At 69.6% G+C, this 11,305-nt stretch carries 10 protein-coding genes; 9 read left to right on the forward strand and 1 reads right to left on the reverse strand.

Going from position 1 to position 11,305, the window contains the following annotated elements; all coding sequences use genetic code 11:
• The gene (locus HMH01_RS03040; RefSeq protein ID WP_171322339.1) at positions 1-507 is read right to left on the reverse strand and encodes a L,D-transpeptidase family protein; all 507 of its coding nucleotides are present in this window, start codon (positions 505-507) and stop codon (positions 1-3) included.
• Between the two features lie 204 nt (positions 508-711).
• On the opposite strand from HMH01_RS03040, the gene HMH01_RS03045 reads away from it, so the two are divergent.
• From HMH01_RS03045 to trmB, 9 genes are all read left to right on the forward strand, one after another.
• On the forward strand, positions 712-1,488 hold the full coding sequence (locus HMH01_RS03045; protein WP_216366747.1) for a DUF2189 domain-containing protein: 777 nt from the start codon (positions 712-714) through the stop codon (positions 1,486-1,488).
• A 125-nt stretch (positions 1,489-1,613) separates the two neighbouring features.
• Entirely contained in the window at positions 1,614-3,635 is a 2,022-nt protein-coding gene (locus HMH01_RS03050) for a M3 family metallopeptidase (protein WP_171322343.1), read from the forward strand.
• 212 nt (positions 3,636-3,847) lie between these two features.
• On the forward strand, positions 3,848-4,261 hold the full coding sequence (locus HMH01_RS03055) for a Ros/MucR family transcriptional regulator (protein WP_171322345.1): 414 nt from the start codon (positions 3,848-3,850) through the stop codon (positions 4,259-4,261).
• A gap of 103 nt (positions 4,262-4,364) precedes the next feature.
• A complete protein-coding gene (gene miaB / locus HMH01_RS03060) occupies positions 4,365-5,690 on the forward strand; it encodes a tRNA (N6-isopentenyl adenosine(37)-C2)-methylthiotransferase MiaB (RefSeq protein ID WP_171322347.1) in 1,326 nt (441 codons plus the stop codon).
• A gap of 118 nt (positions 5,691-5,808) precedes the next feature.
• The gene (locus HMH01_RS03065) at positions 5,809-6,825 is read left to right on the forward strand and encodes a PhoH family protein (protein WP_246237265.1); all 1,017 of its coding nucleotides are present in this window, start codon (positions 5,809-5,811) and stop codon (positions 6,823-6,825) included.
• Positions 6,818-7,336, forward strand: a complete 519-nt coding sequence (gene ybeY / locus HMH01_RS03070; RefSeq protein ID WP_171322351.1) for an rRNA maturation RNase YbeY — start codon at positions 6,818-6,820, stop codon at positions 7,334-7,336. Before HMH01_RS03065 ends, ybeY begins: the two co-directional genes overlap by 8 nt.
• A 54-nt stretch (positions 7,337-7,390) precedes the next feature.
• On the forward strand, positions 7,391-8,320 hold the full coding sequence (locus tag HMH01_RS03075; RefSeq protein ID WP_171322353.1) for a hemolysin family protein: 930 nt from the start codon (positions 7,391-7,393) through the stop codon (positions 8,318-8,320).
• Between the two features lie 3 nt (positions 8,321-8,323).
• A complete protein-coding gene (lnt, locus tag HMH01_RS03080) occupies positions 8,324-9,844 on the forward strand; it encodes an apolipoprotein N-acyltransferase (protein ID WP_343035128.1) in 1,521 nt (506 codons plus the stop codon).
• Positions 9,845-10,547: 703 nt separating this feature from the next.
• A complete protein-coding gene (gene trmB / locus HMH01_RS03085; protein WP_171322355.1) occupies positions 10,548-11,294 on the forward strand; it encodes a tRNA (guanosine(46)-N7)-methyltransferase TrmB in 747 nt (248 codons plus the stop codon).
• Positions 11,295-11,305 lie beyond the last annotated feature (11 nt).

The raw sequence follows: 11,305 nt of genomic DNA on the forward strand, positions 1-11,305 counted from the left end.
CTAGGCCAGGATCGTGACCGGCGTGCCCATCGGCACCCTGGCATAGATTTCCTCGACTTCCGGGTTGCGCACGGCGATGCAGCCCGCCGTCCAGTCCCGCTGCAGCCGGCCGCGAAAGCCGTTCGGCTCTCCGTGGATGAAGATGTCGCCGCCCGGATCGACGTTCAGCGCGCGGGCGATCTCCATGTCCTGCTGGTTGGGGTAGTTGATCCCCAGGCTCAGGTAATAGGCGCTGCGCGGGTTCTTGCGGTCGATGAAGTACTCGCCTTCCGGCGTGCGCCCGTCGCCCGACAGGTTCTTGTGCCCCTGCGGCGCAAAGCCCAGGTCGATCGCGAATTCGCGGATCTGCTTGCCGCTCTGCATCAGGTAGAGCCGCCGCTCTTCCTTCAGCACATAGACATGGTCCGCGCGCGACAGCGTGGAATAATCCCTGCCCGCGCAGGCGCTCAGGCCGAGGGCGCCCAGCCCCAGCACGAGAGAGCGCCGCGTTGCCGATGGTCCTGTCATCGAAACTCTACCTCAGATGGATTGCCTGCCTTGTGCCGCCTCTGACGGGCGCTGTCCGCACAGGGTATCGCAAGCCCGGCGTCTCGGGCAAGCGGGCATGGACTTGATCCAGATCAAGGGCTTGTGCGCCCACTGGCGCAACATCGCCGCAAAACGGGCCAGGAAAAGGGGTGGCCAGCCCCGGCTCAGCCATGGGAGGGAATGATGGAACACACGGCAGACGCGCGCGACGGGATCGAGATCCGGACCATCGGCCTGCCCGATGTCACGGCCGCCCTGGCGCAGGGATGGTCCGATTTTCGGCGCGCGCCGGCCTTCGGCCTGTTTTTCGGGGCCGTGTTCTCGGCCGTCGGCGTGGTGATCTGCCTGCAACTCGTGGTCTGGGGCACCAGCTACTGGGCGCTGCCCATCATGGCGGGCTTTCCGCTGATCGGCCCCTTCGCCGCCGTCGGGCTTTACGATGTCAGCCGCAGGCTGGAGCAGGGCGCGTCCCTCGACTGGGGCGAGGTGCTGGGCGTGATCGCGCGCGAACGCGGGCGGCAGATCCCGTCGATGGCCTTCGTGACGCTGTTCTTCTTCCTTGCCTGGGTCTATTTCGCGCATCTGATCTTTGCCCTCAGCTTCGGGCTGGCGGCCCCCGTGACCGGCGGCCCCGTGGAGATGCTGACCAGCCCGCCGGGGCTGGTGATGCTGGCGGTGGGAACCGTGGTGGGGGGCGGTCTGGCGCTGCTTCTGTTCGCGATCACCGTGGTGTCGGTTCCGATGCTGCTTGACCGCGAGGTGGACGTGATCACCGCGATGATCACCAGCGTGCGCACGGTGGTCGAGAACCGGGGCCCGATGCTGGCCTGGGCCGCCGCGGTGGCCGGGCTGAGCGCGCTGGCGATGATCCCGCTGTTCCTGGGCATGATGGTGATCTTTCCGGTGCTGGGCCATGCGTCCTGGCATCTCTATCGGCGGGTGATCGGCCCGGCCGCCTGAGCGCCGCGCATCCGGCCGGCGCCGGATGCCTCCGGCGGGGATATTTGGGGAAAGTGGAAGGCGCGGGCACTGGACTGTGCGCCGCGGCGCGCCTAGCTGTCCGGAGGACAGACAGGAGCGCCGCCATGACCAACCCCCTGACCCGGACCTGGACCACGCCTTTCGGGCTGCCGCCCTTCGCCGAGATCGCCGACGATCATTTCGCGCCCGCCTTCGAGCAGGGTTTTGCCGAGGCGCGCGCCGCCTACGAGGCGATCGCCACCAACCCGGCGGCGCCCGATTTCGACAACACCATCGCGGCGATGGAGCGGGCCGACGCGCTTCTGGACCGGGTGGGGGCGGTATTCTTCAACCTGTCCTCGACGGATGGGAACGAGGCGCGCCGCGCGCTGCAACGCGACCTGTCGCCGAAATTCGCGGCGTTCCATTCCGACATCATGCTCGACCCGCGCCTGTTCGCGCGCGTCGAGGATCTGTGGCAGCGGCGCGACAGCCTGGGGCTGGACGAGGAACAGGCGCGGGTGCTGCTGCTGACCCGGCGCGGCTTTGTCAGGGCGGGCGCGCAGCTGGGCGCCGAGGACCAGGCGCGGCTGCGCGCGGTCATGCAGCGGCTGGCCAGCCTTGGCACGCAGTTCGCCCAGAACGTCCAGAAGGACGAGGAGGACTGGGTGATGGAACTGGCCGAGGCGGAGCTGGAGGGGCTTCCGGGCTTCCTGCGGTCGGCCGCGCGGGCGGCGGCGGCCGAGCGCGGGCGCGCGGGGCATGTCATCACCCTGTCGCGCAGCCTGATCGTGCCGTTCCTGCAATTCTCGCCCCGCCGCGACCTGCGCGAGCGCGCCTTCCGAGCCTGGGCCGCGCGCGGCGAGATGCGGCCGGAGACCGCGACCCTGCCGATCGTGGCCGAGATGCTGGCCCTGCGCGAGGAGCGCGCGCGGCTGCTGGGTTATCCCGATTTCGCGCATTTCAAGCTGGAAACCGAGATGGCGAAGGCGCCCGCGGCGGTGCGCGACCTGCTGACCGCCGTGTGGGAGCCGGCCCGCGCGCAGGCGTTGCGCGACGCCGCGCGGCTTTCGGAGATGCTGTCGGCCGACGGGATCAACGACGCGCTCGCGCCCTGGGACTGGCGCTACTACGCGACCATCCGCCAGCGCGAGGAGCACGCCATCGACGAGGCGGAGGTGAAGCCTTATTTCCAGCTCGACAACATGATCGCGGCGGCCTTCGACTGCGCCACGCGGCTGTTCGGGCTGAGCTTCGTGCCCCTCGACGTGCCCCTGCATCACCCGGACGCCCGCGCCTGGGAGGTTCGCAAGGGCGCGCGCCACATGGGTGTGTTCATCGGGGATTATTTCGCCCGCGGCCCCAAGCGCTCGGGCGCGTGGTGTTCGCGCTTCCGCGACCAGTCTAAGCTGGATGGCGAGGTGCGGCCCGTCGTGATCAACGTGTGCAACTTCGCCAAGCCGCCCGCGGGGGAGCCGGCGCTGCTGACCTTCGACGATGCGCGCACGCTGTTTCACGAGTTCGGCCACGCCCTGCACGGGCTTCTGTCGGACGTGACCCACGGATCCGTCTCGGGCACGTCCGTCGCGCGCGATTTCGTGGAACTGCCCTCGCAGCTTTACGAGCACTGGCTGGCAACCCCCGAGGTCCTGTCCGCCCACGCCCGCCATGCGGAGACGGGCGCGCCGATCCCCGAGGATCTGCGCGACCGCCTGATCGCGGCCGAGAATTTCGACCAGGGCTTCGCGACCGTCGAATACGTCGCCTCGGCGCTGGTGGACCTGGAGTTCCACACCGGCCGCGCGCCGGCCGATCCGGCCGCGCGCCAGGCAGAGATCCTTGCGGGCCTCGGCATGCCGGGGGCGATCACGATGCGCCACGCCACGCCGCATTTCCAGCATGTCTTTGCCGGGGACGGCTATTCCTCGGGGTATTATTCCTACATGTGGTCCGAGGTGATGGACGCGGACGCCTTCGCCGCCTTCGAGGAGGCCGGCGACATCTTTGACGCGGCGACGGCGACGGCGCTGGAAACGCATATCTATTCGGCCGGTGGATCGCGTGATGCCGAGGCGCTTTATACCGCCTTCCGGGGCCGCCTGCCCGGGGTGGAGGCGCTTCTGCGGCAGCGGGGCCTGGCAGCCTGACGGAATAGTGAGGGGTCGTGTATTGGCGAATACTTGCCGGCTGGGGGGAAAATTTCCTGATGTTTTGATTATTCCGGCATTTCCGGCAATTTCTCCTTGTGCCCGATTTTGTCGGGCAATATATGGCGCGCATTGAATTCATGGGCGACGTGGCCATATTTCTGGCCTGTAGTGCCTGTGCGATTCATCCGGGAGAAAAAGGAAAGACTGGCATGGCCGAACAAGACACCATCGACAAGGCGGAACTACTGGCGCTCAGCGCGGAAGTGGTTTCCTCCTATGTCGGCAACAACACCGTGGCGCCCGAACAGGTGACCGAAATGCTCAAGTCGGTGTATCAGACGATGAGCACGCTGGGCGGTCCCGTCGAGGAAGAGCCCGAGCAGCTGGTGCCCGCGGTTCCGATCAAGAAGTCGGTGACCGACGACTACATCATCTGTCTCGAGGACGGGAAGAAGCTGAAGATGCTGAAGCGCCACCTGATGGCGGCCTACGGCATGACGCCCGAAGAATACCGCGAGAAATGGGGCCTGAAGGCCGACTATCCGATGGTCGCGCCGAACTATGCCGCCAAGCGGCAGGAACTGGCCAAGAAGATCGGTCTGGGGCGCAAGCCCCGGAAGTGACCGGTGCCCCCGGCGATTGCAGGCCGGGGGATCGCGCGATATGTAGCGGCGGCGCGTCGGGGACGGACCCGCGCGCCGCCGATCGCTTTTGAAGGGGCCCGCCATGACCGCGCCGAAGAAGCTGTTCATCAAGACCTATGGCTGCCAGATGAACGTCTATGACAGCGAGCGGATGGCCGGGGCGCTGGCCGCCTCGGGCTACGAGACGGCCGAGCGGCCCGAGGATGCCGACCTGATCCTGCTCAACACCTGCCACATCCGCGAGAAGGCCGCGGAAAAGGTCTATTCGGAACTGGGCCGCCTGAAGCCGCTGAAAGCCGCGAAGCCGGACCTGAAGATCGGCGTCGCCGGCTGCGTCGCCCAGGCCGAGGGCGAGGAGATCATGCGCCGCCAGCCCGCCGTGGACCTGGTCGTGGGCCCGCAGGCCTATCACCGCCTGCCGCAGATGGAGGCGACGTTGCGCGAGGGCGGGCGCGCCATCGACACCGACTTCCCCGAGGAAGACAAGTTCGACCACCTGCCGGCCGCCCGCGGGCCGAAGGCGCGGCGCGCGCCCACCGCTTTCCTGACCGTGCAGGAGGGGTGCGACAAGTTCTGCGCCTTCTGCGTGGTCCCCTACACCCGTGGCGCCGAGGTCTCGCGCCCCGCCAGCCGCATCCTGTCCGAGGCGCGCGACCTGGTCGAGCGCGGCGTGGTCGAGATCACGCTGCTGGGCCAGAACGTGAACGCCTATCACGGGCAGGGGCAGGGCGGACCATGGAGCCTTGCGCGGCTGATCCGCGAGCTGGCCGGGATCGACGGGCTGAAGCGCATCCGCTTCACCACCTCGCACCCCAACGACATGGGCGACGACCTGATCGCGGCCCATGCCGAGGTGGACAAGCTGATGCCCTACCTGCACCTGCCGGTGCAGTCGGGCTCGGACCGGGTGCTGAAGGCGATGAACCGCAAGCACACCGCGGCGCAGTATCTCGACATTCTCGCCCGGATCCGCGCGGCCCGTCCCGACATCGCGCTGTCGGGCGATTTCATCGTGGGCTTCCCCGGAGAGACGGAAGAGGATTTCCGGGCCACGCTCGATCTGTGCGAGAAGGTGCGCTATGCGCAGGCCTATTCCTTCAAGTATTCCGCCCGCCCCGGCACCCGGGCGGCAGGCCGCGACGACATCCCCGAAGAGGTGAAATCCGAACGCCTCGCCCGGCTTCAGGCGGTTCTTGCCCGCCACCAGGCCGAGTTCCAGCAGGCGATGGTCGGGCGCACCCTGCCCGTGCTGCTGGAAAAGCCGGGCCGGATGCCGGGCCAGATGGTCGGCCGGTCGCCATACCTGCAGGCCGTGCACATGAAGGCGGGGCAGGACCAGGCCGGGCAGATCGTGCAGGCGCGCATCGTTTCGGCCGAACCGAATTCGCTGGCCGCGGAACTGGCCTGAGCGCCCGCTTGCGTGACGCTTCCGTGAAATCCGACGCCCGCCCGGGTGTTTCCCCTTGCCAGCCGCGTCGGCCCTGGGGCAGCATGGGGCAAAGCTGACGCCCATGGATGGAGAGACCTTGGCGACCCAGGCCCTGACGGATACTTCCGGCCCGCAGACGCTCACCGAGCGCCCCCTCAGCTTCCCGGACAACCGGCTCCTGATCGCCTTGTGCGGCGAGTTCGACCGAAACCTCGCGCAACTGGAACAGGCGCTCGGCATCATCATCACCCGCCGCGGCAACCAGCTTGTCCTGCATGGCGAGGGGGATGCCACCGACGCGGCCGAGCGGGTGCTGCGCGGCCTTTACCAGCGGCTCGAACAGGGGCGCACGGTGGAACCGGGCGACGTGACCGCCGCGATCCGCATGGGCGGCCGCAGCGGCGAGGGGACGACCCCCGCCGACCAGCTGGAGATGTTCCAGGGCGACCAGGTCGAGATCCGCACCCGCAAGAAGATCGTGGAACCGCGCACCGCCGCGCAGAAGGACTATGTGCGCAACCTGTTCACCCACGAGCTTGTGTTCGGCATCGGCCCGGCGGGCACCGGCAAGACCTATCTGGCGGTGGCCGCGGCCGTGTCGATGTTCCTCGACGGCCATGTGGACCGGATCATCCTGTCGCGCCCCGCGGTCGAGGCGGGCGAGCGGCTGGGCTTCCTGCCCGGCGACATGAAGGAAAAGGTCGATCCCTACATGCAGCCGCTTTACGACGCGCTGAACGATTTCCTGCCCTCGAAGCAGGTCCAGAAGCTGATCGAGGAAAAGCAGATCGAGATCGCGCCCCTCGCCTTCATGCGCGGCCGGACGCTGGCCAACGCCTTCGTCGTGCTGGACGAGGCGCAGAACGCGACCACCATGCAGATGAAGATGTTCCTGACCCGCCTGGGCGAGGGGTCGCGCATGGCGATCACCGGCGACCGCACCCAGATCGACCTGCCGCGCGGCGTGCCCTCGGGCCTGCTTGAGGCGGAGCGCGTGCTCGACGGCGTCAAGGGCATCGCGATCTCGCGGTTCAAGGCGGTGGACGTCGTGCGCCACCCGCTGGTCGCCCGCATCATCGAGGCCTATGAGGCGGCAAGCCCCACCGATGCCTGATCCCGCCACGGCGCCGGTCGTCGATCTGGAGATCGAGGATCCGCGCTGGAACGACACCGATCTTGCAACGCTGGCGCCGCGCGCCGTGGCCCTTGCGCTCGACGCCGCCGGCATCCGGACCCGCGCGGTCGAGGTGGTGATCCTCGCCTGCGACGATGCCGAGATCGCCACGCTCAACAGCCGGTTCCGCGGCAAGTCCCAGGCCACCAACGTGCTGTCCTGGCCCGCGCTCGATCTCTTTCCCGACACGCCCGGCGGCGCGCCGTCGCGCGTGATCCCGCCCGATCCCTTCGGCGCCACCGGCCTGGGCGACATCGCCATCGCCTTCGAGACCGTGACCCGCGAGGCGCATGAGGGCGGCATTCCTCTGGATCATCACATCCTTCATCTTATTTTACATGCCTGTCTGCATCTTCTCGGCTATGATCACGTCGATGACGCGGATGCGGATGTCATGGAATCCCTCGAGGTGGCGGCCCTTGCCTCGGCGGGAATTGCGTCACCATATTAGGGCCATGTGAAACAAGGGGGCGCGCGGTGCAAGCCGCCGCCCGGAACAGGAGCCATGGGCGACAATAGCGACGGGTCTTCTACTGCGGCGCAGGGCGCGCAGCAGTACTCGGACCAGAATGACGAGCGGGACCAACCTTCCTCCGGTCCCTTCGGGTTCTTCAACAGACTGTTCGGCATCGAACCGGAAAGCCAGGAACCGGAACCGGAAAGGCGGCCAAGCACCGCCCCGGCCCCCGACGGCCACCAGGCGATGATGAGCAATCTCCGCGAGATGCGGAACACGCGGGTCGAAGACGTGGCCGTGCCGCGCGCCGACGTGGTCGCCGTGTCCGACACCGCCACCCTCGACGAGGTGGTGGAGGTGTTCCGGCAAAGCACCTATTCCCGCCTGCCGGTATTCACCGACACGCTCGACAGCCCGATCGGCTTCGTCCACCTCAAGGACATCGCGCTGGCCTATGGCTTCAACGGCCACGGGGCCGAGTTCGATATCCGCGCGCTTCTGCGCCCGCTTCTCTATGTGGCGCCGTCCATGCCCATCGGCACGCTTCTCCAGAAGATGAAGACAGAGCGCATCCACATGGCGCTGGTGATCGACGAATATGGCGGCGTGGACGGGCTTCTGACCATCGAGGACCTGATGGAGCAGATCGTGGGCGAGATCGCCGACGAGCACGACACCGAGGAAGCCGCCCTCTGGATCGAGGAAGCCCCCGGCGTCTATCTCTGCTCGGCCCGCGCGCTGGTCCACGAGTTCGAGACCATCGCCGGCGTCGACCTGCTGACCGACGATCTGGACGAGGAGATCGACACCCTGGGCGGGCTGGTCATCATGCTGGCCGGCCGGCTGCCCCTGCGCGGAGAGATCATCCCGGATCCCGCTGGCCATGAATTCGAGATCGTCGATGCGGATCCGCGCATGGTCAAGCGCGTCCGCGTGCGGCTGCGCCCCGACACCGCGCTCGACCGAGCCGCCGAATAACCCGTGATCGCGGCCGCGTCGCAGGACTGGCTTCGCGCCCGGCCGCGCCTGCAACGCCGGGCCATGGCGCTTGGTGCCGGGGCCGCGATGGGGCTGGGCCACGCCCCCTATGACCTGCCCTTCGCCGCGCTGCTCGCGCTGCCGCTCCTGTTCCACCTGTGGCAGACCGCCCCCGGCTGGCGCGGGGCCGCGATGACCGGCTGGCTTGCCGGCACCGGCTATTTCGGGCTGACGCTGTCCTGGATCGTCGAGCCGTTCCTGATCGACGTTGCGCGCCACGGCTTCATGGCGCCCTTTGCGCTGGTGTTCATGGCCACGGGCCTTGCGCTGTTCTGGGCGCTGGGCTTCGGCGTTGCGCGCCGCGCGGTGCCGCACGGGCGCTGGGCCGCCGCCCTCGGGCTGGCCACGGCCCTCGCCCTGTCCGAGGCGCTGCGCGCCTTCGTGCTGACCGGCTTTCCCTGGGCGCTGCCCGGCTATGCCTGGACCGGAACCCCCGTCGCGCAGGCCGCAGCCCTGGTCGGCCCGCACGGGCTGACCGCGCTGGTGTTGCTGCTATGCCTGCTGCCCGCGCTGCTTCGGCCCGCCCCCGTGCTGCTGGGCCTGGGCGGGCTTGCCGCGCTGTGGGGGGCGGGGGCGATCCGGCTGGCGCAGGCGCCCGCCATCGCCCCGGATGCGCCGGCGATCCGCCTCGTGCAGCCCAACGCCTCCCAGCAGCTGAAATGGCGGGGCGACATGGTGCAGGTCTTCTACGAGCGCCAGATCGCCTTTACCCAGGCCCCGGCCGAGGCGCCGCTGGCCGCCGTGATCTGGTCTGAAACCGCCGTGCCCTTCCTGCTCGACGACCGGCCCGACCTGCAGGCGGACATCGCCGCCGCCGCCGGTCCCGGCACGGCCGCCATCCTCGGCATCCGCCGGCTCGAGGGGGCGGAGAACTGGTACAACACCCTCGCCGTGCTGGACGCGGCCGGCGGCACGCTTGCCAGCTATGACAAGCACCACCTCGTGCCCTTCGGCGAGTACATGCCGCTGCGCGACCGGCTCCGCGCGCTGGGCCTGTCCTTCCTGGCCGACGGGCTTGTCGGCAGCTTTTCCACTGGCCCCGGCCCGCGCCTGCTGAGCGTGCCGGGCCTGCCGCCCTTCCAGCCGCTGATCTGCTACGAGGCGATCTTCCCGCACCAGATCCTGCGCGGCCCCGACCGCCCCGACTGGCTGCTTCAGATCACCAACGACGCCTGGTTTGGCAGCTGGAGCGGGCCCTACCAGCACCTCGCCCAGGCCCGGATGCGCGCGATCGAGCAGGGCCTGCCGCTGGCGCGCGCCGCCAATACCGGCGTCTCGGCGATGATCGACGGGCATGGGCGGATCACCCGGGCGCTGCCGCTGAACGTGGCGGGCTTCATCGACGCGGCCCTGCCGCCGCCCCTGCCGCCCACGCCCTATGCCCGGCTGGGCGATGCCCCGGTGCTGGCGGCGCTGCTGGCGCTTCTTCTCACCGCGGCCCTGACCGCCCGTCGCCGCGGCTGAGCCGCCCCCGTGCCACATGCGGCGGTGGCGCCCTTGCAGGGGCGGGCCGCGCGCTGTCCCGCGGCCTGGCCTCCCGGGCATGGGGTCCGGGCCGCGGACCCTGGGTTGGGGCAAGGCTTCGGTCCGATCGGGAAGGGGGGCGAATGCCGCCCCGCCGCTTCCGTTGGGCGACAGGGGGGCGCCGCTCACGGCCCGTTGTCGCCGGGTCCGCCATCCCGGCCGACCGCCGACAGACATGCCCCGGACCCCGGGGTCCGTGATGCCTGCGGGGCCAGCCCCGCCCGTCGACCGGGGGGTGCATGCATGCGCACCCTGCGCCGCCCGTCCGCGCGGGCGGCAGTGGGGCGCACCGGGTGCGGCGCCACGGCGTGGGCCGCGCCGATCGACTGTCCCCGGCGCCGCCCGCCGATCGCTGCGGCAGGCGGCCAGCCCCTTCCGGAACGCACCGCCCCCGCCGCCCGTGGCCGCGATGGGGCGGCGGGCTTCCTTCCACACCATCCACCCTATGCAAATCCCCACAGACAACGGGGCGCGCCGCATGCGCGCCCTGTCCCGCGCGGTGCGGCTCTCCCCGATCCGGGCAGCCTGCAATGGCCACCGCGCCGCAGGTCCGCAACCCCACCGGCCAGGCCGCACGATCCGCGACCCGCGTGTCCCGCGGCGGCCATTGCAGGCTGTCCGTGCCCCTGCTAGACGCGCGGCCATGAGCACCAGCGACGATCAGACCGGACCGGATGTCCCCCAGCGCGAGGATGGCGCGCCCTGGCGCAACTTCTACGGCCGCCGCCGTGGCAAGCCGTTGCGCAAGGGGCAGGTGGAACACCTGGAACATACGCTGCCGCGCCTGGCCGTGCCGAATGTCGGCTGGGACGAGAACCCCGCGCGTGCGCCGCTCGATCTGCCCGCGCTGTTCGGACGCCGCGCGCCGCTGGTGCTGGAAATCGGCTTCGGCGGCGGCGAGCATCTGCTGGCGCTGGCCGCCCGCCACCCGGAGACGGATTTCATCGGCTGCGAGCCCTTCGTGAACGGCGTCGCGATGCTGGTGCCCCGCATCGACGAGGCCGGGCTCACCAATGTCCGCCTGCATGCCGGCGATGCGCGCGACATGCTCGACGTGCTGCCCGCGGGCTGTCTTGCCGGGTGCTACCTGCTCTATCCCGATCCCTGGCCCAAGAAGCGGCATCATCGCCGCCGCTTCGTCCAGCCCGAAACGCTGGGTCCGCTTTCGCGCGCGCTGGCGCCGGGGGCCGAGTTCCGGGTCGCGACCGACATTCCCGACTATGTCCGCCACACGCTCGAACAGGTGCAGGCAGCCCCCGAATTCGAATGGCTGGCCGAGGGGCCGCAGGACTGGCGCGCGCCATGGGACGGCTGGCACCGCACCCGCTACGAGACCAAGGCCCTGCGCGAGGGCCGCGTGCCCCACTACCTGCGCTTTCGCCGCCGCTGAGGGCGCGCCCG

This window comes from Halovulum dunhuangense (assembly GCF_013093415.1).
GTDB lineage: Bacteria > Pseudomonadota > Alphaproteobacteria > Rhodobacterales > Rhodobacteraceae > Halovulum > Halovulum dunhuangense.

Coding starts and splice junctions, on each gene's coding strand:
- HMH01_RS03050 (WP_171322343.1), top strand. CDS start 1,614: ATGACCAACCCCCTGACCCGGACCTGGACCACGCCTTTCGGGCTGCCG.
- trmB (WP_171322355.1), top strand. CDS start 10,548: ATGAGCACCAGCGACGATCAGACCGGACCGGATGTCCCCCAGCGCGAG.
- HMH01_RS03075 (WP_171322353.1), top strand. CDS start 7,391: ATGGGCGACAATAGCGACGGGTCTTCTACTGCGGCGCAGGGCGCGCAG.
- miaB (WP_171322347.1), top strand. CDS start 4,365: ATGACCGCGCCGAAGAAGCTGTTCATCAAGACCTATGGCTGCCAGATG.
- HMH01_RS03040 (WP_171322339.1), bottom strand. CDS start 507: ATGACAGGACCATCGGCAACGCGGCGCTCTCTCGTGCTGGGGCTGGGC.
- ybeY (WP_171322351.1), top strand. CDS start 6,818: ATGCCTGATCCCGCCACGGCGCCGGTCGTCGATCTGGAGATCGAGGAT.
- HMH01_RS03045 (WP_216366747.1), top strand. CDS start 712: ATGGAACACACGGCAGACGCGCGCGACGGGATCGAGATCCGGACCATC.
- HMH01_RS03055 (WP_171322345.1), top strand. CDS start 3,848: ATGGCCGAACAAGACACCATCGACAAGGCGGAACTACTGGCGCTCAGC.